A 26,244-nucleotide genomic window follows, 5' to 3' on the forward strand; every position below is an offset into this window, starting at 1 on the left:
GAGAGCCGCGACAACCCTTCTGCCCGGGCGGACGTACAGGTGTAGGCGAAGCGCGGGAAAGGCACGGTTGCTTAGTCTAGAACCCGTTAATGACTGCCAATGTGTCCGTCAGTCGCAGCGCGTCGTGCTGTTGACTTGGCACACCCATTATCAATCTTTCATCAGGAGGTCAGCGGCAGCTCGAGCCTCTTCCAAGAAAGTATCGCGGGTGGGCGGAGGGGTGACCACGTCTCCGAGGAGCGACTGTGCGGCCAGTTCCTTGGTCACGAGCCGCTCATACTCCTGGATCTCGAGGGTCTTGTCGCAGAGCAAGATGAGATACTCAACGTCCCGCTGCTGGCCGCGCCGATGGATGCGGTCGAGACTCTGCAGGTAGTGCGCCGCTTGGTTGGACAGCGATTCGTACACTGCAAATCTTGCACGGTGTAGCGTGAGGCCGGCACCCGCAGCCGCCGGGTTGGCCACCAAGATCATCGACTCGTTGTCCTCCTGGAAGCGGCGGACCGTCTCTCTACGCGTGTCGATGTCGGTAACCTGCCCGTCGTAGCGCATGGCTCCATGCGCCTTATAGCGCTCGACAATGGCTGTGATTGACTGCGTATAGAACGACCACACCAGCACCTTTTCGTTCGCAGACATCAACCGTCTGACCACGGCGTCTAGCGCTTCGAGCTTCGCGGGCGTCTCGCTGTATGAGGGATCGATCGCAGAGGGGTTCGAGCACAGCTGGAGGAGCGCAGATCTGCGGGCGAGGAAGTTGGCGTATCGACGCCCGAACTCCTTCTCGTCGGTCTGCTCGATATCGGAGACCAACTCGTTAAGGGTATGCTCGTAGAGGCGTCGCTGCTGCCGGGCGAGCGGGACGAAGATGCGTTGAAAGCTCTTCGCTGGGAGGTCGGGCAAGACCTCCGCCTTCAGGTGTCTAGTGTAGAGGCCACGCTTGTCGATGACGGACTGCACGACGGGAGCTGCCTCCGCTCGATCAGTAGGGACTTCGACACCTTCGAAGGCAAGGCCGAAGTCGACCAGGCTGAACTGCTGGACAAGGTCCTGTGGAGCATTCGGCGCGGGCGTCCCGCACAGCACGTAAGCGCGACCACACCACTCCCTGAGCCGCCGGATGGCGCGGGTTCGCCGCGCGTCCATGGACTTGATAAAGAACGACTCGTCGACTGCGAGTACCGTCCGGCCTGGACGGCTGCGGAGAAGTGCGGAGAGTTCTCCCTCCATGCTCACGGCAGTTTCGAAGTTAGTGACCAGTACCTCGGGGTCATCCTGCAACACACGACGCTTCTCGCGTGCAGATCCTGAGACCACTGCTATGCGGTAGAGGTCTGGCCTAAACCGCCCGAAGTCCTTCGGCCACTCGGGCACCATGCTCTTGGGCGCAATGATCAAGACGCGATCAGCCTCATTCCTAGCGGCAAGAAGGTCGAACGCGTAGATAAGGGTGACTGTCTTGCCCGCGCCCTGCTCGTCGAAAACGCAGAGCCCGAACCCCCTCTTGATCGTCATGGCCGCGACATTGAGAACCTGATGCGCGTCGAGGACGGCGAGACCCGCGCTGTCCTCGACCTCCGTCCGGGCCGCGTCCGACCCCTCAGCCTTGAGTCGCTGGACGTGACGCACAGCTTCTTCGAAGACCTCGGAGGCACGGCGCCTATTCTCAACGAAACGGCGTGCCTCCGGTGTCCACCGCAGGATAAGGTGCTGAGTCCGCTCGAGCTGGCCAGCGAGCTGGTGCGGCACGAATACTCCGTTGGCAGAGCGCCGCACCGAGTTACTTGCACCGAGCGCGGACTTAACCGTGGCCAACAGGCCTATCGCGTCTGCGGGATCTCTCCCGGTTAAATACAGACCATCGAGCCCGTCGCCGACACGTACATCGGCGGCTGTCTGACCGGCCCACTGTTCATGCCGCATGGTGGGCCTCGTTCGAAGTTGGTGCTTCGGTAGGCTCGACGTAGCTCTCAATCAGCTTCAGTGCGCTGTACAAACGGTCGAGGTTTTCCTGCGAGAGCGCGTCCGGGGGGCCGGGGCGAAAGATTTTGACCGGCGCGTTCTCGAGCCAGTTGGTAAATATCTCAACGCGCTTGTTTGCACCGACCGTGCGCTCGATTTCGCGACTCGCCCTGGCGAGCGCAATCCCCGTGTCGACAAGGCGCTGTGCCTCTTTCTGGTTCCGCTGGTCACCTGCTTCCCGGAAGTACGTCAGCGCGTCATCGTTCTCAGAGACCGAGCGGAGTTCGCGGATCTGGTTCCAGTTCTTGAACTTGCCGTCATACAACAGGTCGTAGACTAGGCTTTTGAAGCTATCGTCTTCATTTAGTGCTGCAAGTACACCATTCCGCCGGCCTTTGCCTAACTCATCGAAGTACTGAAAGTACTTCTCTGCCTTATGCTTGACGGCGTATTTGTCCTTCTTTCCTTCCGTGACATGGTAGTCCTCGAACTCCGATGCGAGTTCAATCATCCCGACATAACGGCTGACCTCGTCCGTGGCGATCGCGAACTTGCGAGCGATCTCCCGGCGGATATCCTTCTGCCGTGCCGGCGCTGGATTGGCGCGTCCTTCTAGCGCGAGGAGGGCCTGCCAGTGTTCGTAGACCTTCCGCGCCTTCACGTACTGAGGCCAGTCCTGCTTGTGATCTGGCTCGAAATTGAGCGACACGATGACTGCCTCGCGGTCGTCCTCGGTTGCGTGTTCTGTCAGCTGCCATACCTGCACCCACTCGGCGCGTCGCTTCTGGTCAGCGTCGAAGTCGTTGCTGTTCAAAATGAAGTAACAAGCCGTGATCCGACGGTTGCCGTCCAGGAGGTTGCCTTCCCGGTCGATTATGGGGGGTTTGCGGACGCCGTTTGCCGCAATGCTGCGTGCCAGCACTTCAATCTCGAACTGGTCGTCCTCAGCGAGCCCTGGCAGACTCATCTTCCCGAGCATGATCGCCAACAGCTCGTCTGCCTCCGGCGTCCGACCATGGACTTGGAAGAATTGGTTCAGGTGGATATCGATACGTTGGTTCTCACCCCAAAGATTGATGTCACGCGTGCGGACGAAGCCCTCCCATACCGGGACGCTCCGTTCGTGGAACACAGGCGTGGGGCGGATGGGTCGCGGTTGGACTCCGTTATAGCTGACAAGCTGTACACTTGGCTGGTCGGCTGGGCTCTGAGGGCGGAGTGCGACCCGCACTGCCTCGACGCGGTCAATGAGCGTGTCGATATCCGCCGTCATCTGTGCTGTAACCACACGATCCTCGCGCGCCTCGGCGCGTTCGCGCATCACCGTGAGCACGCGACCAAGCAGGGTGCGAGCCTCGTCTCGGTCGAGAGGCTGATCGAGGCCAGCCTGCAATACATCGCGGACGATGTTCCCCATGTCGGCAGAGACGCGCTCTGCTGCAGCGATGAGGTCGCGGAACTCATTGGAGAGGTCATTCATTGGTAGGTTTCCTCTTCGATATTCTCGGCGTTGTCGTTGGCGCCCAAGTCGGACGGGATTTCTTCGGGCAGTTCGATCCCATGGTTTCGAGCGGCGGTCTTGAGGCGGTCGAGCCCGCGCGACATGAGCGCGCGCGCGGCGTCCCGGCCAATGCCGAGTGTGTCAGCGACAACTTCAGCAGAGAGGTCGGGTTCGCCTGCCTCGACAGCCTCGATGACGAGTTCCATCACGTCCCGAACTTGACCGTGACCGACCGCGCTGAGCAGTTGGCGTGCGAATCGCACTGCTTCGGTCCGCCGGTATTCGGCGAGGTCGTCGGCCTCGCGTCGCTCGTCGGGGGATAGTTCGATCTCGCCGGCGCAGTCCGACGCGTCATCGATCTCACGCATATCGAGGTGGCCGCGGTTCCATCGGCCGTTCGCGATGTTGTCAGCCGCCTTCCAGAGCCAGGCACCTATGCTGCCGACCCTGCGTCCTGTCGAAACAGCGGAATACGCGCCTTCGACCGCCTCGGCGACGCTATCGTCGACATCGGCCGCAGGCAGTTTGGACCATTTGGACTGGAGCATACGCTTCAGACCGGCGAGGTAGCCACTCGCATGAAGCGCCTCGATCATGCCTAGTGCGTCCTTCGCCTCGGCTGCCTTCTGGGCTTTGGACAAGAAGGCAAACGCCTTGGCGACGGGATCTGATCCCGGGGGTTCTTCCTCGTTCAAACTCGCCGTCCCCTTTTTGCGAACCAGCGGGTTGCCGGTCACCTACATACAGTAGTCTAGGGGCGAAACAGGGTGAGCGGGAACGCAGCGAATCAAAGCTTAGGAACCCATTTTGCGTAAAGGCTCTTCGAGCCCGTAGGAACCGTCTTGGCATCAACGAGAGCGACGAGCGAGCGGAACCGCTTCTCGCAGCCGCTGTTCGAGTTGATGCGACTTGCCACGAGGGTTGAGGCCTTCGGTAGATCCAGCATCAGCTTGACCTCGTTTGGCGAGAACGACTTCACCATCTCATTGTAGGACGGCGACGCCGCGTTCGAGACGCCGTATGAGTTGCCAGTCGCTGCCGTCACGACCGCCTCCACAAAAGTGGCCTGCGCTGTTTCCGGAACGCGGTTTTTCCGCGACAGCTTGAGGAGCCGATCGGCGAAGGGCGGCTCGTTGTGGAAGTTATCCCAGCCATTGTGCACACTTAAGAGCTTCCTACTCGCTGATGTGAAGATACTGTGAACCTCGGCTTCGCTCAGCAGCGACAATTGGCCCAGCGTCTCGAAGAACTGCAGCGAAGCCTTCTGACGGGCTTCGTCGCCTTTTGCCTTATAGTCCTGGTGTCGATCCACCAGCGCCGACCTGGTCCGGGGGCTAAGGTCGTTACTGAACGATTCGCAGATTGCGATGGCGTTCAGGCGGGCTTCCTCTCCCGACGCTGGGTCACAGTAGATGCCGTGTAACATGACGAAGATCAGTTCGCGCTGGGCCTCGAATGTTTCCTGGATACGGCGTTCCCATTCTTGTCGTTGATCCTTCTTGAACTTCGTTGCTTTCAGCGCGGCGAGCAGGGACTTTGTGTCCACCCCCTTAGGGTTGTGGGCGCTCGAGAGCGCATGCTTCTGGCAGCGGCTTAGGAAGCTCAGGAACTCGTCTTCGTCGACCGTCCCCGCAGCTGGGTGTGCGATAGAGAAACTGTTGCGTGTGGCCCTGCACTGATCGAGGAAGAAGAAGTCGTCGTCACCGATCAGGTTGAGCTTACGGCAGAGGTCGAGCAGCTCGGCGTCCTTGAGGTCGAGGAGCGTGTCCTCGTCGAAGGACTTGTCGTCGAGGATCTGAGGGACGACGTTGATGCCGAACCGTCGCACCTTGTCACGCAGTTCCACCACGGCCGCGTTCCAAACGTAGTTGATGGCTGCGTCGAACAGACCGCTGGCGACGGCAACACACATTTTGACGATCCGCTCATCGCGCAGGTGCGGAGGGATCTTCTTGATCAGGCGTGGGAGCTGGGACCAAGCATGGGCGATCTGGTCGTCCTCGGCGAGCACATTGCGGGGGACTCCCAACGCGGCGGTAAGTTGGGCTAGCATGGGCGAGGAGAGAGGGGTCACGTCGGGCAGTGTGACGGCGGGCAGGTCGGTCTTTGGCTTAACTAGGACGTTGCTCATACCTACTCCTTGCATGGACGAGACCATCTCGCCCCATCGGTAGTCTTTAGCCGAAACAGAGTGAGGTCAGCCGGCGCGTGCGGCCTTTGTGCGATTACGTCCACCTGCCGCTCTTTTAACGCTACGCACGGAGACGGCTTTGGGAGCCACGACGTCGCCGAGCCGCTCTATACGGAGGGGCGCACGCGAGGGAAGGCGAACGACGAGTTCGAGTTGCCCCCCGATCGCCTCGACGTAGCTTTTAAGAGTAGACAAGTACATGTCGGCTTGTTTCTCGATCTTCGAGACCGAAGGCTGCTTGATCTTGAGGACCGAAGCGATTTCGGCCTGGGCCTTTCCAGCGGCACGCCGCAAATCGCCGAGACTCTCGACTTCTCCCCTTAACTCTTCGAAACGCGCGTCGACCCGCTCCCGACGATCCTCGGGGAGCGCAGCGATTAGGTCGTCAAGCTTGCGTCCCATCACTTCTTCTCCTTCTTCGCGGCCGCCAAACGGTCGAGATGCCCTTGATAGCGCTTGTCCGCCTTGGCGATCAGACTTTTATAGAAGCGCTTCTCACTCACGCCCGACTTATCGCCGGCGACGAGCAGGATCGCCTTCCGCTTCCGGTCGAATGCGAACGCAACCCGCCAGACACCATCATCAGCGTCGAAGCGAAGTTCTTTCATGTTCGCGAACGACGAGTCATTCAAGGTATCCGCATGCGGTCGCCCCAGCTGGGGACCGAACACACCGAGCAGCTTAGCCGAGGCCAATAGCTCATCTTGGACTGTCTGGGGCAACGCCTCGAACTCCCCATCGAACTCATCGCCAAAAACGACTTCCCAAGTCATATATAGCTCCTAGGCTATGTGGTCAACATCGTCAAGCTGCCGAAGGATAGTCTGCGGCCGAAACAAGGTGCGCGCGGTCGGGGATAATCCGGCCGCCGTTGACACGACGGGCAATTCCGACATGTCTGCGCTATTCGAGCGGCATCGTCACCGGCGTTCTGACGGGCATGGCCGGCGCGTAGCTGTCGCTTGCTCAGAATCCCGGCTTGTCGTGAAGGATATGACCGCCAGCAAGGGTTCCATCGCGCCGGCAGCGCTCACCGTCGCCAAATGGAACCCGGTGCCGGCGAGGTTCGCGTGTCTGGCGGGGAAGGTCGCGTGGGCCGGAGGTGAAGCCGGCGAGGCGCTTGCGCTGGTCCATGCGTAATCGTGCGGAGGATCGCGCCGCGCCGTGCATGCGATTGGAACTCTCGTCCCGCTGCGCTGCTGAGATCTCTCCTGTCAGGCGGTCTAGGTTTCGCGCTTCGGGCCGAGCAGGAAAACTATGAGGGCAGCCACGGACGTGGCAACAGCACTGTAGGCAATGGCGCTGGTAACCCCCGCATTCTCGACCAATAGTCCGCCGAAAATCGCGCCGGCTGCGATTGCCACTTGGAATACTGTGACCAGCAGCACACCGGCGCTTTGGGCCTGCTCGGGAACGGCCCTCCGTACCATCCACGTCTGCAATCCCACTGGCACCGCGCCGAAGGCAAACCCCCACGCGGCAACAGCAATCGCCGAGGCCAAGGCCGATGCTCCCGCCGTCAGCAGCGAAACAGCGGCAATCGCTATGAGCAGCGGTGCAAGGGCCGCGACTGCCTTGAGACTGTACTCGGCCAGAAGCCCGCCGGCCAAATTGCCGAAGAATCCGCCGATGCCAAAAGCAAGCAACACAAGCGAGATCGTCTCTACATCCAGCGCGGGAATCTTCTCGAGGAAGGCGCGGATATAGGTGATTCCGGCGAAGTGGCCGGAAGCGACCAGCAGGACGACCAAAAGCGCAATTTTGACCATCGGAATCTTGGCTACATCCAGCAGGCTGCGGAAGCTAGCCACTCCAATCGGAGGCAGTCTCGGAATGGTTATGAGCTGCACGAGCAGTGTAGCGACGCCGCCGGCTGCGGCGAGCATGAAGGCGCTTCGCCATCCCCAGATATCGCCGACATAAGCGCCGATTGGAGCTGCGCAGACGGTAGCTACGGAAACGCCGGTGAGGATGATCGACATAGCGCGCGGCAGGAGGTGGCTTGGAACGAGCCGCATCGCCAGTGCTGCCGACATCGACCAGAAACCTCCGAGCGCTATGCCGAGCACGACGCGTGCAGTCAGGAGAGCCGCCAGCGACCACGCGCCGGCCGCCAGAACGTCCGACAGGATCAGCAGCAGCGTCATGGTCCACATGACGGTCCTGCGATCCAGGCGCTTTGTGATAATGGCCACCGTCGGCGCCGAGATCGCCCCGACGATAGCTGTCGCCGTCATCGCCTGTCCAGCCGCTCCCTCGCTGATACCGAGATCATGCGCGAGGGGCGTGAGTAGGCTGACAGGCAGAAACTCTGCCGTGACCAGCCCGAAGGTGCCCAAGGAAAGCGAAATGACCGCACCCCATGCGGGACCAGACGGTGGGACGGGCTTTTCTGGATCGTGCAGAACAGCGTCCATGACACCTGCTGCGGATTGGGTCATGAACGAAGTCTCCACTTTGATGCAATGCAACGTGATGTTGGCTGCCTTGACCCAAATCTAAAAACACAAGCGCATTTCCCGGCGGCGTTGCACGGAGGAGGGGATGTTCATTGCTTCGCGATATTTTGTGACGGTGCGGCGCGCAACATCGATGCCGGTTTCCTTCAGCCGGACAGCGATGTCCTCATCGGAAAGCACGTCGCCGGGAGATTCTGCGGCAATGATCGCTTTGATCCGATGCCGGACAGCTTCGGCGGAATGCGCATCGCCGCCTTGGCAGGACGCGATCGCGACGGTGAAAAAATACTTCAGTTCAAAGACTCCGCGCGGGGTAAGCATGTACTTGTTCGAGGTCACCCGGCTTACCGTCGACTCGTGCACGCCGATCGCGTCAGCGACGGTTCTAAGATTGAGAGGCCGCAGGTGGGCGACGCCATGTTCCAAAAAAGCATCCTGCTGACGCACGATTTCAGCCGCAACCTTAACAATGGTCTTGGCGCGCTGATCGAGGCTGCGGATTAGCCAGTTCGCGTTTTGCAAGCATTCGTCGAGAAATGCTTGATCTTTCGAATTTTGGGCAGTTTGACGCGAGACTTCGGCATAGTAGCTTTGATTGATCAGCAGCTTTGGCAGCGTGGCGGGATCAAGTTCGATCTGCCACCCGCCTTGCGGTGAGGGCGTGACCCAGACATCGGGTATGATTGATTCAGACGCACCGCATTGGAATCGGTTTCCAGGCTTGGGATCGAGCGCCCGAATCTCATGCATCATGTCGAGAAGGTCTTCTTCATCGACGCCGCAATGCTGCTTCAGCGCCTCAAAATCGCGTCGCGCAAGCTTTTCAAGATTGGCAACCAAAGCTGCCATTGCCGGGTCGAGCCGGTTTCGCTGGCGCAACTGGATCTCGAGGCATTCTCTGAGACTTCGCGCAAAAACTCCCGGTGGATCAAATTGCTGCAAGGTTCCGAGAACCCGTTCCACAACAGCCTCACGGACATTCAGGCTCTCGGCCAGCTCCAAAAGGTTTGCCCGAAGATAGCCAGTGTCTTCCAGATCGGCGGCAAGCTGGCCAGCGATCAGCCGCTCCTGTGGTGTGAACGCAGTGAGGGCGATCTGACGAGCGACATGGTCGTGCAATGTTTCGGCGAGGGTGGCAAACTCGTCGAGGGAAGGGCCATTGCCCGGCGGGTTGTTGGTGGTGTTGCGGAGTGATTTCCATTGCCCGAGCCGTTCAGGCGACCCTGCCCCGGTTGGTCCTTCAACGGCGTTTGCGCCAGGGCCGACAGGCTGATCCGCTCCCGAAATCGAAACATCGTCAAAAGGCCCGCCATCGTTTGATGCAGATTCCAAGAGCGGGTTCTTCTCGATTTCCCGCTCCACGAACTGATGCAGTTCAGTATGCGCCAGTTGCAGCAGGCGAATCGACTCAATGAGTTGAGGCGATGCGACCATAGATTGCTTCTGGCGCTGAAGCAGGCTTGCTGAGGATTGCATGGTGAGCGGGATAATCCTGTCGAGGGGCCTCTTGGGGCCGGCAATGGCACCAATGAGACGTTTGCTAGGTCATGCGGCGGCTTTCAGCGTTTCGAGAACGTTTTGCGGGGACGAGACGCCATAGGGGTCGGCCTCGCAGTTGTCGGAGAAACCTTCCTCCTCGAACCACTGCTCCACCACGCCATTGTTGATCAGGGCGGCGTAGCGCCAGGAGCGCATCCCGAAGCCGAGATTGTCCTTGGCGACCAGCATGCCCATTTTGCGTGTGAACTCGCCTGAGCCATCGGGGATGAGCTCGACCTGCTTCAGGCCCAAGGACTTCCCCCACGCATTCATGACGAAGGCGTCGTTGACTGAGAGGCAGTAAATCGCGTCAATTCCCTGCTTCACAAACTCATCATAGAGCTCTTCGAACTTGGGTAATTGGTATGTCGAGCAGGTCGGGGTGAAGGCGCCAGGCAGCGAGAACAGGATGACCCGCTTGCCGGCAAAGTAGTCGTCAGATGTCTTTTCCTGCCAGCGATATGGATTTGGCCCCTGGACGGACTTATCGTGAACACGTGTGAGAAAGGTGACGAAGGGAACTTTCTTTTGAACTGTCATTAATTTGCTCCTGCAAAGTAGAAAACTGGCGCGATGGATTCTGGCAGAGCCTGGCGCAATACCGAGCAGAGGCTCGTATGCCGGGCACGGAGTGAGGACCTCGCGGTTAGCAACCTCCTTTTTCCATGCCGGGGAATGTCTTGGCTGCTGGTCTTTGCCACCCGAACGCAATCGATCTGAGCGAGCTGGAGACCGTCGAGCTGCTTGCTTTCCACGGCTATGGCGCCCGGAGGAGACGATGTCCCGATGTTCAGCGGGAACGGGCACCGTCTCCTCAGGCCACTGTCTAGAGCTTCGCGCGTCGGGCATGGTGCAAGTCGCTTTCATCGTGATTTGATGGTGCTCTAACCAGGAGCAGCAAGCGGCGTGCCATTTCAAATAGAGGTGCTGTTGGACCGCCCCTTCTTCTCGGAGGCCGTGTCTTAGAAGATCGGGCGCGCGCTATGCCGCCTCGTCACACAGGCAACAACGATGCTGTACGGTGCGGATATTCGGCGCTTCAGCCCCGGCTGGGCAAAGACGAACCGGAAGCCGAGCCGATGCATTACCTGAGGCTGGAGGGCACTCCAGTCATTGCGTAGCGTGTGGCGCTAGCGTTCCTGGGTGCGCAGGCACGGCTATCGCGAACATGCGCGTGTCGCAGCAACATGAGCGCGCGCTCTTGGGCAAGCGCCCTGGCCCCGTGAGGATCGAATTCCCCAATCGTGTCTGTTTGCCGCCCTCTTATGTTCGAAACTGGACCAGAATGTCGCAGGCCCGACCTAAAGGTCGCCCGAGGCGTTCTGTCCGACACTGTACCGTCGCCTTTGTTGGCCCGCGACACCGGCTTATTTCGCCTAGCTCTTCTCTGGCCTCAGGCTAAGCCGCTGAGAAGCTGCCACGATTTTTTTCTGCTGCGGCCAAATTGGCACGAGATTTGAAGCACCTTCGTTGCGGGCCGGGAGCCGCCGACCGACTTTCATTTCGTGGATGACACGAATGGAGCGAAGAAAGAAAAGCAAAATGTCAAATCCGCGTCGGATAGCGTCTAACAGCAGGGGGCCTTCGGCGAAACCGCCCTACCAAACAGCGCGTTGGCCTTGTCGACCCTTGCGCAGGAAATCTTGGCTGGCGGCGAGTCAAAGGCCCACCACACCGACTTTATCCTGACCTGGAAGGTGCAGGATAATGTTCTGCATCTCGCCGCGCGATGTGCCTAGACAGTTACGCGTTAGCCGATCTTGATAATCGGTCTGCCTCCGGACGACGTCGTCTACATGCCGTCTTAGGTCTTCGCGCCGCAGCGTCCGCCGGTCACCTTCCGCCCTTCCATCTCTACCGAGTGAAGTGCCACCATGCCCGAACAACCTTTGCCGACGCTGCCGATGTGGCGCGTCGATCACATTGAGCCCTCGCCCGAGATGTTGGCGCTGCGGGCCAACGGTCCGATCCACCGCGTGCGCTTCCCGTCCGGGCACGAAGGCTGGTGGGTGACAGGCTATGACGAGGCCAAAGCGGTGTTGTCCGACGCGGCGTTCCGGCCCGCGGGAATGCCACCGGCGGCATTCACCCCGGATTCGGTGATTCTCGGCTCGCCAGGATGGCTGGTCTCGCACGAGGGGGGCGAGCATACGCGGTTACGCACGATCGTGGCGCCGGCCTTCAGCAACGGCAGGGTGAAGCTGCTCGCGCAGCAGGTCGAGGCGATCGCCGCGCAGTTGTTCGAGACGCTGGCGGCCCAGCCCCAGCCCGCCGATCTGCGGCGCCACCTCTCCTTTCCGCTTCCGGCCATAGTCATTGGCGCGCTGATGGGCGTGCTCTACGAGGACCACGCCTTTTTCGCCGGGCTGTCCGACGAGGTGATGACGCACCAGCATGAAAGCGGCCCGCGAAGCGCGTCGCGCTTGGCCTGGGAAGAACTCCGCGCCTACATTCGCGGCAAGATGCGGGACAAGCGCCAGGATCCGGGCGACAACGTGCTGACGGATCTGCTCGCGGCGGTCGACCAGGGCAAGGCGACCGAGGAAGAGGCGATCGGCCTGGCGGCGGGCATGCTGGTGGCGGGGCACGAGAGCACCGTCGCGCAGATCGAATTCGGCCTGCTGGCCATGTTCCGCCATCCGCAACAGCGCGAACGCCTGATCGGCGATCCATCCCTGGTGGACAAGGCGGTAGAGGAAATCCTGCGCATGTACCCGCCGGGCGCAGGCTGGGACGGCATCATGCGCTATCCGAGGACCGACGTGACCATCGCGGGCGTGCATGTTCCCGCGGAGAGCAAGGTGCTGGTCGGCCTGCCGGCGACGTCGTTCGATCCGCGCCATTTCGACGACCCGGAAATCTTCGACATAGGACGTGACGAAAACCCGCACCTGGCGTTCTCCTACGGGCCGCACAACTGCGTCGGCTTGTCGCTGGCCAGGCTGGAACTCAAGGCGGTGTTCGGTTCGATCTTCCAGCGCTTTCCCGCGCTGCGCCTGGCCGTGGCGCCCGAAGAACTGAAGTTGCGCAAGGAGATCATCACTGGTGGGTTCGAGGAGTTCCCGGTGCTCTGGTGATGCTCGGATGCCACCAGGAATCGCGATGTTCTCGAATTGCCGGCGCGCCTGCCGCGCGCCGATCAGATCAGCCAGCCAACAGGTGACCAAGATGGACGTGCAAGAAACCACGGCAGCATGCCGGGACGCCTTCGCCGAACTGGCGTCGCCAGCGTGCATTCAGGACCCGTACCCATTCATGCGGTGGTTGCGCGAGCACGATCCGGTACATCGCGCGGCGTCGGGCCTCTTTCTGTTGAGCCGCCACGCCGACATCTACTGGGCGCTCAAGGCCACGGGCGATGCTTTTCGGGGGCCGGCGCCAGGCGAACTGGCGCGCTATTTCCCGCGTGCGGCGACCAGCCTGTCGCTAAGTCTGCTGGCGTCCACTTTAGCGATGAAGGAACCTCCAACGCATACGCGTCTGCGCCGGCTGATCTCGCGAGATTTCACCATCGGCCAGATCGACAAGCTGAGGCCGACCATCGCTCGCATCGTCGCGGCGCGCCTGGACGGCATGGCGCCCGCGCTGGAGCGCGGGGAGGCGGTGGACCTGCATCAGGAATTCGCGCTGGCCTTGCCCATGCTGGTTTTCGGCGAACTGTTCGGCATGCCCCCGGATGACATTCTCGGGCTCATCACCGGCATCAGCGCCATTCTGGAAGGCCTGAGCCCGCACGCCAGCGATCCCCAGCTCGCCGCGGGGGACGCGGCCAGCGCCAGGGTGCAGGCCTACTTCGGCGACCTCATACAGCGCAGGCGCACCGATTCCCGCCACGACATCGTGTCAATGCTGGTCGGCGCACACGACGACGATGCCGAGACGCTGTCGGATGCGGAATTGATCAGCATGCTTTGGGGCATGCTGCTGGGCGGCTTCGCCACCACTGCCGCGGCCATCGGCCATGCGGTCCTGGCGATGCTGGCGTATCCCGAACAGCGGCACTGGCTCAAGGGAGATGCCGTGGGGGTGAAGGCTTTCGTCGAAGAAGCCCTGCGCTATGACGCGCCCGCCATGTTCAGCTCCATTCCGCGTATCGCCCAGCGCGACATCGAACTGGGCGGCGTGGTGATCCCGAAGAACGCGGACGTGCGCGTGCTGATCGCGGCCGGCAATCGCGACCCGGACGCCTTCGCCGATCCCGATCGCTTCGATGCCGTGCGGTTCTACGGCACCAGTCCTGGCATGTCGATCGACGGGAAGATCATGCTGACCTTCGGCCACGGCATCCACTTCTGCCTTGGTGCGCAACTGGCCCGGGTGCAGTTGGCCGAGAGCCTGCCGCGGATCCAGGCGCGCTTCCCCACGCTGGCATTGGCCGAGCAGCCGACCCGGGAGCCCTCCGCGTTCCTTAGGACGTTCCGCGCGCTGCCGGTACGGCTGCATGGGCAGGAGGGCTGAGATGCGCGTCCTGGTCGATCAGGATCTGTGCGGAACGACCGGGCAGTGCGTGCTGACGCTGCCGGGCACCTTTCGCCAGCGCGAACCGGACGGCGTGGCCGAAGTGTGCGTTGCGACGGTCCCGCAGGCGCTGCACGCCGCCGTGCGGCTTGCGGCGAACCAGTGCCCGGTCGCCGCCATTCGGGTCATCGAAAGCGACGCTGGCCATGACGAGTGCGCCAGCGCCGACCCGGCGCCTTCTCCGACGCAGGCCCAGCGGCATGCCGCGAAAGACCAATGCAATTCAGGAGACACGATGGGACGGTTTGAAGGCAAGGTGGCCGTGGTGACCGGCGCTGGCGCCGGCATCGGCAAGACATGCGCTCTCGCCATCGCGCGCGGAGGCGGCAGAGTGGTGGTGGCCGACATTGATGGCCCTGCGGCCATCGCCTGCACCGCGCAGATCGCGGCCGAAGCAGGCCACGCGCTGGCCATAGCCATGGATATCGCCGATGAGCAGGCGGTGGCAGCGCTGTTCGAGACGGCGGAGCGGCACTTCGGGGGGGTCGACCTGCTGGTGAACAATGCGAGCGCCATGCATCTGACCCCGCGCGACCGCGCCATCCTCGACCTGGACCTGGCAGTCTGGGACCAGACAATGGCGACCAATCTGCGCGGCACGCTGCTCTGCTGCCGGCAGGCCATCCCACGGATGATCGCCCGCGGCGGTGGCGCGATCGTCAACATGTCGTCGTGCCAAGGGCTCAGCGGTGACACGGCGCAGACGTCCTACGCCGCGTCGAAGGCGGCGATGAACATGCTCTCGGCTTCGCTCGCCACCCAGTACGGTCACTCTCAGATACGCTGCAACGCGGTTGCGCCGGGTCTTATCATGACCGAGCGTCTCCTCGCCAAGCTGGACGAGTGCATGCAACGGCATCTGCGCCGGCACCAGCTCCTGCAGCGCGTCGGCCGCCCCGAGGATGTGGCCGCGCTGGTGGCGTTCCTGCTCTCCGACGATGCTGCGTTCATCACCGGCCAGCTCGTGTGCATCGATGGCGGCATGCTGGCGCATGTGCCGACATATGCCGACGGTGGCAACAGCTGCGCCGCGCGCCCTGCAGGCGCCTCCGAATCGGCGGCGGCGGCGCGCTGCTGATGGACATGCTGCTCAATCCACTCAACCGTCGGCACCGGCTGCGATGCGACATCCCGGTCATGCCTGGCGCTTTCCCCCTGGTCGGGCATCTTCCCGCCATTGTCTGCGACCTGCCGCGCCTGCTGCGGCGCGCGCAACGCACGCTGGGCAGCCACTTCTGGCTGGATTTCGGCCCTGCCGGACATCTGATGACCTGTGTGGATCCGGACGCTTTCTCACTGCTCAAGCACAAGGACGTGTCCTCGGCGCTGATCGAAGAGATCGCGCCCGAATTGCTTGGCGGAACGTTGGTTGCCCTGGACGGCGGCGCGCACCGGCAGGCGCGCGATGCCATCAAGGCAGCGTTCTTGCCCAAGGGACTGACCCAGGCCGGGATCGGCGACCTGTTCGCGCCCGTCATCCAGGCGCGGGTGCAGGCGTGGCGCGCCCGCGGCGAGGTAACCATCCTGCGCGAAACCGGGGACCTGATGCTGAAGCTCATCTTCAGCCTCATGGGAATCCCCGCGCAGGATCTGCCGGGATGGCATCGCAAGTACCGGCAATTGCTGCAATTGATCGTAGCCCCCCCGGTCGACCTGCCCGGACTGCCCTTGCGGCGCGGCCGTGCCGCCCGCGACTGGATCGACGCGCAGTTGCGCCGGTTCGTCCGCGATGCGCGCGCGCATGCCGCGCGCACCGGGCTGATCAACGACATGGTGAGCGCCTTTGACCGCAGCGACGGTCCGCTCTCCGATGACGTCCTGATCGCGAATATTCGCTTGCTGCTGCTTGCCGGTCACGACACCACTGCCTCGACGATGGCCTGGATTGTGATCGAGCTGGCGCGGCAGCCTGTGCTGTGGGACGCCCTGGTCGAGGAGGCGCAACGCGTGGGCGCGGTGCCGACCCGGCACGCGGATCTGGCGCAGTGTCCGGTCGCCGAGGCGCTGTTTCGCGAGACACTGCGCCTGCATCCGGCGACCACGCTCCTGCCGCGTCGCGCGCTGCAGGAATTGCAACTCGGCCAACGGCGCATTCCCGCGGGCACCCATCTATGCATCCCGCTGCTGCATTTCTCGACCTCGGCGCTGCTGCACGAGGCGCCTGATCAGTTCCGCCTGGCGCGGTGGCTGCTACGCACAGAGCCGATCCGGCCCGTGGACATGCTGCAGTTCGGTACCGGCCCACACGTCTGCATCGGCTACCATCTGGTATGGCTGGAAATGGTGCAGTTCTGCATCGCCTTGGCGCTGACCATGCACAAGGCCGGGGTGCGGCCGCAGTTGCTGAGCGACGTCGAAAAGGGCCGGCGCTATTACCCGACCGCACATCCGTCAATGAAAATTCGAATAGGCTTTTCATGAGCTGGCATCGCATGCCCTGTGTGGCAAGGCAGCGGCGCCGGCGGGGCGCGGCATTGCTGCACTCAGCGCACGCACTCGTGTGACGCCGGCAACACCGTGACGACTTGCGCTCGCCGTGGCCGTCTCAGCTACAAGGACATCAACAACATGCAGACCGGTTCCACTCCACGCGACCGAATTGGCGTTTCCGCATTCGGCGGATTGGGCGCGCAGGCGCGCGGCGCCTCTGGCGGGCTGCTCCCGGAGATCTGGATGCAGGACGGCGCAAAGCGGGTCGAACAGGCTCTGGGGCGTCTGCTCTGCGCCGAAGACGACGGTAAGACAGAGCTGATGGCGGCCATGCGCTACGCCACCTTGCATGGCGGGAAGCGCACCCGCGCCTTGCTCTGTCTGGCTGCCGGGGCACTGGCGGGCACGCCGGCGCACATGCTCGACGACGTCTGCGCCGCCATCGAGATGATGCACGCCTGTACCCTGGTCCACGACGACCTGCCCGCGATGGACGACGACGTGCTTCGCCGCGGCCTTCCGACCGTGCACGTAAAGTTTGGCGAAGCCACTGCGATCCTGGTCGGCGATGCGCTGCAGGCCCACGCCTTCCTCACCCTGGCGAGCCTGGATGCGCCGGGCGACAACCGTATCGCGCTCGTGCGCGAACTGGCGCAGGCGGTGTCCGCCGAGGGTGCCGCAGGCGGGCAGGCCATCGATCTGTCGTTGGTCGGAAAGCATGCCGGGCTGGACAGGATCCTGGCGATGCATGGGATGAAAACCGGAGCGCTAGTGCGCGCGTCGGTTCGCATGGGCGCGCTATACTCCATCGCGGAGGATGCCGCGCACGCTGCGCTGTATAATGCGCTCGATCGCTACACCGCCTGTTTCGGCCTGGCTTTGCAGGTGGCCGACGACATTCTCGACGCGACGGCGGATACCGCGACTCTTGGCAAGAGCCCCGGCAAGGACGCGGCGGCGCAGAAGCCGACCTGCGCGTCGATCATGGGGCTGCAGGCTGCGCGCCAGTTCGCCCTGTACTTGTTGCACGACGCCGGGGAGGCCATCGCCCCTCTGGGGCCGCGTGCGGAAGGGTTGGCGCAGATGCTGCAGCGGGCCAACCTCTATCTGTCCGCGCCATACGCATGAGCGTGCGCATCCGTAAGGACTCGCCCCTGTGCTGCTGCGATCGGCCGGCGGGCGCTGCATGCTGCACTGTGTCCGTGTCGGCGGCGACGTGCGCGGCGTCTGCCCGTTTCTGTTCTCGTTAGCCTTCTGCAGAAGGAACATCCCGCGTGAACTTGTCCGAACAGATCCTTTCCGAAATGCGCCACCTGCTGAGCGATATGAGCGACGGCGGCAGTGTCGGTCCGTCCGTCTACGATACGGCGCGAGCTCTGCAGTTCCACGGCAACGTCACCGGTCGGCAGGACGCATACGCGTGGCTCATCGCGCAGCAACAGGCCGATGGCGGATGGGGAAGTGCGGACTTCCCGCTGTTTCGCCATGCGCCTACCTGGGCGGCGTTGCTGGCATTGCAGCGTGCCGATCCTCTTCCTGGCGCTGCCGACGCAGTCCACGCTGCAACCCGGTTCCTCGAGCGCCAGCCCGATCCCTACGCGCATGCGGTGCCGGAAGACGCGCCCATCGGCGCGGAGCTGATCCTGCAGCAGTTGTGCGACGAGGCCGCATCCTTGCTGGGTGGCGTGGCGTTTCCGCGCCACCCGGCGCTGTTGCCGTTGCGGCAAGCACGCCTGGCCAAGCTGGGGGCAGTTGCGACGTTGCCGAGCGGCCATCCATTGCTGCACTCCTGGGAAGCCTGGGGGACGTCGCCGGCCACCGCATGCCCGGACGACGACGGCAGCATTGGCATCAGTCCAGCGGCCACCGCCGCGTGGCGTGCGCACGCCGTGACACAGGGAAGAACGCCGCACGTCGGGCGCACCGACGGGTATCTGCAGGCTGCATCGCGGGCAACGCGCACCGGCATTGAAGGTGTCGTTCCCAACGTCTGGCCGATCAATGTGTTCGAGCCATGCTGGTCGCTGTACACCCTGCATCTGGCCGGTCTGTTCGCGCATCCCGCGCTCGCCGAGGCGGTGCAAGTGATCATCGCGCAACTCGACGCCCGCCTCGGAGTCCGCGGTCTGGGCCCTGCCTTGCACTTCGCGGCCGATGCGGACGACACCGCCGTTGCGTTGTGCGTCCTTCGCCTTGCAGGCCGCGACCCGGCGGCCGACGCGTTGCGCCAGTTCGACACCGGCGAGCTGTTCGTCACCTTCCCGGGCGAGCGCAATGCCTCGGTGTCGACCAACATCCATGCCCTGCATGCGTTGCGAATCTTGGGAAAACCCGCGGCCGGCACCAGCGCCTACGTCCAGGCCAATCGCAACGCCCACGGTGTATGGGACAACGAAAAATGGCACGTTTCGTGGCTGTATCCAACCGCGCATGCGGTCGCTGCGCTCGCGCAAGGCAACCCCCACTGGCGCGACGAGCGCGCGCTGGCCGGGCTGCTGCGGACGCAGCGCGACGACGGCGGCTGGGGCGCCGGTCGCGCGTCCACATTCGAGGAAACCGCCTATGCGCTGTTCGCGTTGCACGTGATGGACGGGAGCGAAGCGCCGGCAGGGCGCCGGCGCATCGCGCAGGCGGTGGCGCGTGCGCTGAAGTGGATGCTCGCCCGCCACGCGGCGCATGAATTGCCCCAGACGCCGCTGTGGATCGGCAAGGAACTGTATTGCCCCACTCGGGTGGTGCGCGTGGCCGAACTCGCCGGGTTGTGGCTGGCGCTTCGTTGGGGGCGGCGCGTCTCGGCCGAGGGAGCAGGAGCGGGGCCATGATCCCGACAGATCGCGCCCTGCAGCACGTGCTGGAGTGGGGGCGTTCCCTGACTGGGTTCGCCGACGAGCATGCTGTGGAAGCTGTCCGGGGCGGCCAGTACATCCTGCAGCGCATCCATCCGAGCCTGCGCGACGCCAGCGCCCGCACCGGCCGCGATCCGCTGGACGAAACGCTGATCGTGGCGTTCTATCGCGAACTGGCGCTGCTCTTCTGGCTCGACGATTGTAACGACCTTGGCCTGATCGCGCCGGAGCAGCTCGCCGCGGTGGAGCAGGCGCTGGGGCAGGGTGTGCCGTGCGCGCTTCCCGGATTCGAGGGCTGTGCTGTGCTGCGCACTTCGCTCGCCGCGCTCGCCTACGATCGTCGCGACTATGCTCAGCTTCTCCACGATACCCGGTGCTACTGCGCGGCGCTGCGCGCCGGACACGCGCAGGCGGCAGGGGCGCAGCGCTGGTCGTACGCCGAGTACTTGCACAACGGCATCGATTCGATCGCCTACACGAACGTGTTCTGTTGCCTGTCCTTGCTGTGGGGGCTGGACATGGCGACCTTGCGCGCGCGTCCGGCGTTTCGCCAGGTTCTGCGGCTCATCTCCGCGATAGGGCGCTTGCAGAACGACCTGCATGGACGCGAAAAGGATAGATCGGCCGGCGAGGCCGACAACGCGGCGATCCTGCTGCTGCAGCGCTATCCGGCCATGCCTGTGGTGGAGTTCCTCAACGACGAGCTGGCCGGCCACACACGCATGCTGCACCGGGTGATGGCGCAAGAACGCTTTCCCCCGCCGTGGGGACCGCTGATCGAAGCCATGGCGGCCATCCGCGCGCAGTACTACGAGACCTCAACCAGTCGCTACCGCAGCGACGCTGCGGGCGGAGGCGAGCGTGCGCCGGCCTGAACGCGCGGGAGACGGCGGCGTCCGCGCGCTGCCGTCGGTCCGATCCGACGCAACGCCCTCGCCCGATGACGCGGAAGGAGCGAGCATCAGCGACACCAACCTGAGCCGGCGCAAGGACGACCACCTGGACATCGTGCTGAATCGGCGAACGGCACGGGCCAAGGCCGCCGGCTGGGAGTACATCCGTTTCGAACACTGCGCATTGCCCGAGTTGGACCTGACGCGGATCGACCTTAGCGCCTCGCTGCTGGGCAAGACCATGCGCGCGCCTCTGCTGATCAGCTCCATGACCGGCGGCATGCCACGGGCCGAGACCATTAACCGGCATCTGAGCGAGGCAGCGCAAGCCTTGGGGATCGCCATGTGCGTCGGTTCGCAGCGCGTGAGCCTGCAATCCCGCAACTCCCAGGGGCTGACGCGCGCGCTGCGCCGCCTGGCCCCAGACGTTCCCTTGCTGGCCAATATCGGCGCTGCGCAACTGCGCGAGGCCGACGGCCTGGACCTTGCCCGCCGGGCGGTGGATGCACTGGAGGCCGATGGACTCATCGTCCATCTCAATCCGCTGCAGGAAGCGGTACAGCCGGAGGGCGACCGCGACTGGCGCGGCGTCCTGGCGCAGATCGCTCGCGCCGCACGCAGCGTGGGCGTGCCGATCGTGGCCAAGGAAGTGGGATCGGGCCTGTCCGCGTCGGTGGCCTGTGCGCTCGTCGAGGCGGGCGTGGCGGTGATCGATGTCGCCGGCGCCGGCGGCACCAGCTGGGCCGCGGTGGAGGGCGAGCGGGCCCCCGATGCCGCCGAGCGCGCAGCGGCGATGGCGTTCGCGGATTGGGGGATTGCGACCCCGGCCTGCGTGCAGGCGGTCCGTCGGGCGCTGCCAGCGGTGAAGCTGATCGCGTCGGGCGGGATCCGCGACGGCGTCGACGTGGCCAAGGCAATCCGCCTGGGCGCGGACATCGCCGGGCAGGCGGCCGGCGTGCTGCGCGCGGCTACGGTATCCACCGAGGCGGTTGTCGCGCATTTCGAGATCGTCATCCGCCAGTTGGCCGTCGCCTGCTTCTGCACCGGCTCGGCTGATCTGGCGGCGTTGCGTCATGCCCGCTTGTTGCCCTCGGCGCATCTGCCCGCCGGTTGACGGCGGCGCCGCCCGTACGTGCGGCGGACGCTAGTCTTACTGGGTCAGAAAGTCTCGGAAGCGGGGGATTTGCGCTGTGTTCGGGTGCTGCTTCGTGATCAGGGAGGCACCCCGCCATGCCGGACTGGACAGCCGAGAGTGAAGCTGTATTCGACGGCTATGTCGATGCTTTGATCAGGGTGATCGGTCACGCCGACCTAGCCGGGCCCCTGAAGGAGTCGGAACATGGTGCGCCGGGAGACCGGCAGGGAGTAGATGGTGCAAATCCATCGCAATAAAGGAGTCGCGATCCACATTGACCCCGAGTCAGCGCGGTGGGCCGTATGAACGAGAAGAGGGAAGCGATTTCAGCCGCCGGACCCCCTTGATTTAACATTCCGATGATTTCGGAGCGCGTCGGGCGCTAATTTCGGACGGCGTCCCACCGTCCGGCGGCGCTAAATGCAGGATGAGTGATCTCTTTACGTTTCATAGGGCTAATGCATGATACGCGAACAGATCATACGTGTTGACTCGGTCGCTGGATAAGATGCTCTTCCATATCATCTAGCATTGGAATGGATCGTTTACGTATCATATGGACTCTCAATCGGAAATTCTACGGGAAATCGGTGGGCTTTTCAGGCAGGCGAGGCTGGCCGCTGCGATGACGCAGGAGCAGGTCGCTAATTTGGCGGGTATATCCCGTCCCCGATATCGCGACATCGAAACGGGAGCCGCAGCCGCGCGTGCAACAACGCTCATGAATATCGCTCGCGCGCTCGGCCTGGAAATGATGCTGGTTCCGCAAGTCATGGTGCCAGCTGTCCAGGCTCTATTGCGTCCGCATGATGATGACGATCGACCCGCCTTTGTTTCTCAACCTGACGATGACGATCATGGCCCCAGTATTTCGCGCACCTAAGACGATCCCGTCGCTGGACGTGCTCTTGAACGCAGTGAAGATCGGCACAATCGTCAGGACGCCGTGCATCCAACTTCGATGAGGCGTGCCGCGCGACGGGCGGCTTTCCGGTTTTCAGCCTGCGTTCCGGGCAGGGACGGGAGGATTGCGGAAACATCCGAGGCCCCTGGCTAGCGCCTTGCTCGCCTTTTTCGCGCCATGCCAATTCGGGCCAGGGCACCATCCCGACCCCGATCACCATGGAGGAGCTCGAGGACATGCTGCTCGACTTCGGCATCATGAAGACGGACGAGCAGATGCTTGCCGAGCTTCAGGTCAAGGAACCGGCTAAGGCGGCCGCACAGTAGCGACCGCTGCCGACATGAGGCGCCGCCTGACCTGGTGCGTCTTTCAAAGAACGGCGCCTCGTCGGTGAGGCGTCACCCTGAACCTTGAAAGGGGTCCCATGAGCCTGGAATACGAGAATGACGGAGGCCTCCATGCGAGGCTTATCGAGGAAGTGCTGTCGCAATATCCTGACAAGTCGGCGAAGCGCCTCAAATAGCACCTCAGCGTCGCAAAGGGATGGTGTGTCGGCATGGATCTTCTTGAGAGGCTGTCGCTCAAGACCCGGAACGAGTGCGGCGGATCAGCTATTTGCCTTGCTGTTTTCGATGACGGCTACGACGTTTGCTGTTCGAGAGCTGTAAGGACGGGCTTGCCTCAAAAGACTGCGACATCGGGGGCCTTCTTCTGATGGTGGATTCCAGCGCCGAAGGATGACATCCCTCGTTGCTCGGCCCATAGCATCTACTCGGCTGGGAACGACCGAACGTCATTTTCCTGACCGAGGCCAAGCTCATTCCGCGTGGGGTGCGAGCCGTCTCTCTATGTCTGGAATCCGTCACATTGAGGCTCAAGTGCCGACATCGCGAGGCGAAACACTAGTTTTTGGACCTGTTGTTCGCGCATCGCTTCATTGGCACACATATTGCTGGAAAATGGGGGGCCGTCACGACCATCGCGGCCTCGAAGTACCCGCCCCGAAGGAATTAACATGAACGAAATGCTTCCGTCGCGAGAGCCACTACACTCGCCCAGCAGCGAATTTAGTTCCTTTCGGATCTGAAGAGCCGCAGCGGGTAAGCCAACGAAATCCGATAACCAGAGTGTGGCAGTGGGCCCCCGCTTCACAGCCCCGACAACTTGCCTTGAGCTTTCTGCTTGGCCGAGGCCGAGGTTTTGCTCTGATTGTGACCACTTTGCAGGAGGCATCTCGTGAGCAGAGACGGCCCGCGCTTCGAAGGCGTGATATGGGACGGTCATTCCGGAATCTTATTTGATGATACTGATGAGCCAACGTATCTGCGGCGATACATTGATTCTGGTGTGACATTGCTGACCCTCAATGTCGGTTCCGATGTAAGTCCGTGGTCCGAATGCATCCAAAATTTATCGGTCTACAGAGCGGCCGTTGCAGCCCGCCCAAACCAATGCGTGATTGTCCGCAGTGAAAAGGATATTAGGCAGGCCAAGACGGATGGCAAGTTAGCTATTGTGTTCGACATTGAAGGGATGAGTGCCCTCAATGGCTCCTTAGAGATGTTGAGACTCTACTATGATCTTGGGATTCGGCAGATGACGCTTACCTACAATAGGAACAACGCGGCTGCCGCCGGATGTCATGACGAAGACCAAGGTCTCACGAAGTTCGGTAGAGATATTGTTCAGCAGATGGACAGACTGGGAATGGTGATCGACTGCTCTCATGTTTCTTTTAAATCCTCGATGGAGGCAATCCAGTTATCAGAAAACCCCGTCGTATTCTCGCACTCTAATTGCAGTTCGATTTACGATCACGAACGCAACATCTGCGATGAGCAGATAATCGCCTGCGCCGCAAAGGGAGGAGTGAGCGGTGTCACCGGTCTAGGTGTCTTTTTGGGAACGGGTGTCGCTAGCGTTGAAGCTTTGATCAGACACATTGATCACAAGGCTGACTTGGTTGGCCCTATGTCCGTCGGTATTGGACTTGACTACTTTCCAGACAGAGCCGGTTTGGTTTCTTCATGGAACTCTCTTTACTGGCCAAAGTCGCAATATCCGAATGGTCCAAGTCTTGGGTTTATGGATCCAGAAGCATTTCCACAAATCGCTGACACTCTAAGCACGCGCGGATACTCGGACAAAGACGTGCGTGGGATAATGGGAGAAAATTTCCTCCGTGTCGCAAACCACGTGTGGAAGTGAGGATTGGCTAAGGGCAGAGGATGTTAGCTCTCATGTTCCCTGCTTGGCAGGCTTGCGAAGCAGTCGGATTGGCTGAAGCTGCACAGGCTGGCGATGGATCTCAAAGACGACGCCCGACGCCCGCTCTCTAGACCGAGGACAGCCCCGAGACAAAGACACGGAAGGCGGTTACCCAGCCCGGATGAGAATCTGATCGATCGCATCGGCTCAGCCACATAACTCTTATCACCGTGGTGAAAGGTGATGCATGAATTTTCTTCCCGATGTCCTTTGTCACAGGCTCGTTTCCGTCGATTGGGACAGCACGGGGACGGGATGGGCCTTCGGGCGACGGTCGATCACGCTTTTATCCGCGGGTTGGTTACCGCAGTTCCGTAATACGTCTTGGGGCTTCCATTCGTCGACAGACTTCCTCCTAGCCCGCGATGTCGAAAACCTGCTTGGTCAGGCGGGCGAACTCCTTGGGCATGGAGCCGAGGATCGAAAGCAGCGGCTCGACCATCACCATCACCATCGCCTCGGCGTCGGCCAGCTCGCGCACAAGATCAGCTAAGGCAGTGCGCGAGCGCGTCCGAGCTTGACACCGGCCTCGCGCAGGATGGCGCGTACCTGTTGTCTACAGACGGTATTTCGGGCCGACATTCCACAGAACGCGTAGAATTGAGAGGTCGAGAAATTTCGCAAACTCAATCAGGTCAGCTTTTGATCGGAAGTCCGCCAAACCGCCGGACCCTTGGGTGTGCGCAGTCCTCTGACGTGATCGCATTTGCAGCCACCGCATAAGCCGTACGCGTCAGGGCCTGATCAAAAACTCGAGATGGTCGGGGGGCTCGGTTGAGTGGCCCGTTGAGATTCTCTTAAGCCGTCTTGCAAGAGCACGTCCTGCCATCGATGAATCGATTGTGAAGTGACGTCCGCGTTATGTGCTGATTCAACATTCATCTCGACGGAGGTGGATAAGGGAAAAGCACTGAGTGGCGATCTGCGGTGGCGTGTGTTGAAGGCTTCGGACGAAGGTATGTCGGCGCGCCAAGCCGCGGCGCGGTTTGGTGTGGGTATATCAAGTGCGATCCGCTGGATTGCTCGGGCGAAGATCGGCGAGACTGGACGCGCGGCCGCAGGGTCGCCGCCGCGCGTCCAGCCTCGATGCGCATGACGCCATCATCGTCGGGCTGATCGAGGAGCGCAAGGAGATCACGCTGAACGAGATGGTGGCGCGGCTGGAGGTCGAGCAGTCGGTTCGGATCAGCCGCAGCGCCTTGAGCGCCTGGCTCGGGCCGGCACGGCTGGACATTCAAAAAAAGTCCGCGCACGCACTGGAGCAGGACCGCCCCGACATCCTGAAGCGACGCCGGGACTGGTTCGACGGCCAGCTCGATCTCGATACGGCGAAGCTGGTGTTCATCGACGAGACGGGCCTCTCCACGGAGATGGCGCGCCTGCGCGGAAGAGCGCCGCGCGGCGAACGCTGCCGGGCTGGCGTGCCGCACGGGCATCGGAAGACCACCACCTTCACCGGAGCGCTGCGGCTGACCGGCATGACCGCCCCCTTCGTCTACGACGGCGCTCGGGCTGCGGTCGGCGCGTCCTCGAACGCTTCACCCCTGACGAATGCGCCAACTACTTCAACGCAGCCGGGTGACCCAGATTGAACAGGA

Annotated in this window: 21 protein-coding genes and 5 pseudogenes; 16 read left to right on the forward strand and 10 right to left on the reverse strand. The window is 62.4% G+C overall.

Annotation, left to right across the window (positions count from 1 at the left end):
* Window positions 1–150: 150 nt before the first annotated feature.
* The 6 genes from NKK51_RS17935 to NKK51_RS17960 all read right to left on the reverse strand — a co-directional run bounded on the left by NKK51_RS17935 (window position 151) and on the right by NKK51_RS17960 (window position 6,427).
* Entirely contained in the window at window positions 151–1,923 is a 1,773-nt protein-coding gene (locus tag NKK51_RS17935; protein ID WP_352554122.1) for a DEAD/DEAH box helicase, read from the reverse strand.
* Window positions 1,913–3,442, reverse strand: coding sequence for a ParB N-terminal domain-containing protein (locus NKK51_RS17940; protein WP_352554123.1), 1,530 nt, complete (start codon window positions 3,440–3,442; stop codon window positions 1,913–1,915). Before NKK51_RS17940 ends, NKK51_RS17935 begins: the two co-directional genes overlap by 11 nt.
* Window positions 3,439–4,158: an RNA polymerase sigma factor gene (locus NKK51_RS17945; protein ID WP_352554124.1), complete on the reverse strand. Its 720-nt coding sequence runs from the start codon at window positions 4,156–4,158 to the stop codon at window positions 3,439–3,441. The genes NKK51_RS17940 and NKK51_RS17945 overlap by 4 nt, the downstream gene beginning before the upstream one ends.
* A gap of 92 nt (window positions 4,159–4,250) precedes the next feature.
* Window positions 4,251–5,594, reverse strand: coding sequence for a hypothetical protein (locus NKK51_RS17950; protein WP_352554125.1), 1,344 nt, complete (start codon window positions 5,592–5,594; stop codon window positions 4,251–4,253).
* 66 nt (window positions 5,595–5,660) lie between these two features.
* Window positions 5,661–6,056 carry an XRE family transcriptional regulator gene (locus tag NKK51_RS17955; RefSeq protein ID WP_023801991.1) on the reverse strand — a complete coding sequence of 132 codons (396 nt, stop codon included), beginning with the start codon at window positions 6,054–6,056 and terminating at the stop codon, window positions 5,661–5,663.
* Entirely contained in the window at window positions 6,056–6,427 is a 372-nt protein-coding gene (locus NKK51_RS17960; protein WP_352554126.1) for a type II toxin-antitoxin system RelE/ParE family toxin, read from the reverse strand. Before NKK51_RS17960 ends, NKK51_RS17955 begins: the two co-directional genes overlap by 1 nt.
* A 211-nt stretch (window positions 6,428–6,638) precedes the next feature.
* Between NKK51_RS17960 and NKK51_RS32425 the strand changes: the two genes are divergently transcribed.
* Window positions 6,639–6,794: a hypothetical protein gene (locus NKK51_RS32425; protein ID WP_502902472.1), complete on the forward strand. Its 156-nt coding sequence runs from the start codon at window positions 6,639–6,641 to the stop codon at window positions 6,792–6,794.
* Between the two features lie 83 nt (window positions 6,795–6,877).
* On the opposite strand, the gene NKK51_RS17970 is transcribed toward NKK51_RS32425, so the two are convergent.
* From NKK51_RS17970 to NKK51_RS17980, 3 genes are all read right to left on the reverse strand, one after another.
* Window positions 6,878–8,095 carry an MFS transporter gene (locus tag NKK51_RS17970; protein ID WP_352554127.1) on the reverse strand — a complete coding sequence of 406 codons (1,218 nt, stop codon included), beginning with the start codon at window positions 8,093–8,095 and terminating at the stop codon, window positions 6,878–6,880.
* 57 nt (window positions 8,096–8,152) lie between these two features.
* Window positions 8,153–9,589: an RNA polymerase factor sigma-54 gene (rpoN, locus tag NKK51_RS17975; RefSeq protein ID WP_352554128.1), complete on the reverse strand. Its 1,437-nt coding sequence runs from the start codon at window positions 9,587–9,589 to the stop codon at window positions 8,153–8,155.
* A 69-nt stretch (window positions 9,590–9,658) separates the two neighbouring features.
* Window positions 9,659–10,192, reverse strand: coding sequence for a peroxiredoxin (locus NKK51_RS17980; RefSeq protein ID WP_352554129.1), 534 nt, complete (start codon window positions 10,190–10,192; stop codon window positions 9,659–9,661).
* A 1,334-nt stretch (window positions 10,193–11,526) separates the two neighbouring features.
* Between NKK51_RS17980 and NKK51_RS17985 the strand changes: the two genes are divergently transcribed.
* From NKK51_RS17985 to NKK51_RS18050, 14 genes and pseudogenes are all read left to right on the forward strand, one after another.
* Window positions 11,527–12,729 carry a cytochrome P450 gene (locus NKK51_RS17985; protein WP_352554130.1) on the forward strand — a complete coding sequence of 401 codons (1,203 nt, stop codon included), beginning with the start codon at window positions 11,527–11,529 and terminating at the stop codon, window positions 12,727–12,729.
* Window positions 12,730–12,820: 91 nt separating this feature from the next.
* On the forward strand, window positions 12,821–14,110 hold the full coding sequence (locus NKK51_RS17990) for a cytochrome P450 (protein ID WP_352554149.1): 1,290 nt from the start codon (window positions 12,821–12,823) through the stop codon (window positions 14,108–14,110).
* A 1-nt stretch (window position 14,111) separates the two neighbouring features.
* Window positions 14,112–14,237 (forward strand): annotated as a pseudogene (locus tag NKK51_RS17995) (ferredoxin); the annotation flags it as partial.
* 168 nt (window positions 14,238–14,405) lie between these two features.
* Window positions 14,406–15,248, forward strand: coding sequence for an SDR family oxidoreductase (locus NKK51_RS18000; protein ID WP_352554150.1), 843 nt, complete (start codon window positions 14,406–14,408; stop codon window positions 15,246–15,248).
* A complete protein-coding gene (locus tag NKK51_RS18005; protein WP_352554131.1) occupies window positions 15,248–16,591 on the forward strand; it encodes a cytochrome P450 in 1,344 nt (447 codons plus the stop codon). Before NKK51_RS18000 ends, NKK51_RS18005 begins: the two co-directional genes overlap by 1 nt.
* A gap of 147 nt (window positions 16,592–16,738) precedes the next feature.
* A complete protein-coding gene (locus tag NKK51_RS18010; RefSeq protein WP_352554132.1) occupies window positions 16,739–17,728 on the forward strand; it encodes a polyprenyl synthetase family protein in 990 nt (329 codons plus the stop codon).
* A 176-nt stretch (window positions 17,729–17,904) separates the two neighbouring features.
* Entirely contained in the window at window positions 17,905–19,422 is a 1,518-nt protein-coding gene (locus tag NKK51_RS18015; protein WP_502902473.1) for a hypothetical protein, read from the forward strand.
* The gene (locus NKK51_RS18020) at window positions 19,419–20,321 is read left to right on the forward strand and encodes a terpene synthase family protein (protein WP_352554134.1); all 903 of its coding nucleotides are present in this window, start codon (window positions 19,419–19,421) and stop codon (window positions 20,319–20,321) included. The genes NKK51_RS18015 and NKK51_RS18020 overlap by 4 nt, the downstream gene beginning before the upstream one ends.
* Window positions 20,322–20,349: 28 nt before the next feature.
* Complete coding sequence (gene fni / locus NKK51_RS18025) at window positions 20,350–21,453, forward strand: type 2 isopentenyl-diphosphate Delta-isomerase (protein ID WP_502902474.1); 1,104 nt, start codon at window positions 20,350–20,352, stop codon at window positions 21,451–21,453.
* A gap of 577 nt (window positions 21,454–22,030) precedes the next feature.
* Complete coding sequence (locus tag NKK51_RS18030) at window positions 22,031–22,357, forward strand: helix-turn-helix domain-containing protein (protein ID WP_352554135.1); 327 nt, start codon at window positions 22,031–22,033, stop codon at window positions 22,355–22,357.
* Window positions 22,332–22,553, forward strand: a pseudogene (locus tag NKK51_RS18035) (type II toxin-antitoxin system HipA family toxin); the annotation flags it as partial. The gene NKK51_RS18030 and the pseudogene NKK51_RS18035, both read left to right, overlap by 26 nt.
* Before the next feature lies 1 nt (window position 22,554).
* Window positions 22,555–22,704: pseudogene (gene nifH / locus NKK51_RS18040) on the forward strand (nitrogenase reductase); the annotation flags it as partial.
* A gap of 98 nt (window positions 22,705–22,802) precedes the next feature.
* Window positions 22,803–22,898, forward strand: a pseudogene (locus NKK51_RS18045) (nitrogenase); the annotation flags it as partial.
* Between the two features lie 716 nt (window positions 22,899–23,614).
* Complete coding sequence (locus NKK51_RS18050; protein ID WP_352554136.1) at window positions 23,615–24,586, forward strand: dipeptidase; 972 nt, start codon at window positions 23,615–23,617, stop codon at window positions 24,584–24,586.
* A gap of 415 nt (window positions 24,587–25,001) precedes the next feature.
* On the opposite strand, the gene NKK51_RS18055 is transcribed toward NKK51_RS18050, so the two are convergent.
* Window positions 25,002–25,127 (reverse strand): hypothetical protein, encoded by a 126-nt coding sequence (locus NKK51_RS18055; RefSeq protein WP_352554137.1) that lies wholly within the window; start codon window positions 25,125–25,127, stop codon window positions 25,002–25,004.
* Window positions 25,128–25,604: 477 nt separating this feature from the next.
* Between NKK51_RS18055 and NKK51_RS18060 the strand changes: the two are divergent.
* Window positions 25,605–26,154 (forward strand): annotated as a pseudogene (locus NKK51_RS18060) (transposase); the annotation flags it as partial.
* Window positions 26,155–26,244: the final 90 nt, after the last annotated feature.

The sequence above is a fragment of the Mesorhizobium sp. M0011 genome (genome assembly GCF_040324155.1).
GTDB lineage: Bacteria > Pseudomonadota > Alphaproteobacteria > Rhizobiales > Rhizobiaceae > Mesorhizobium.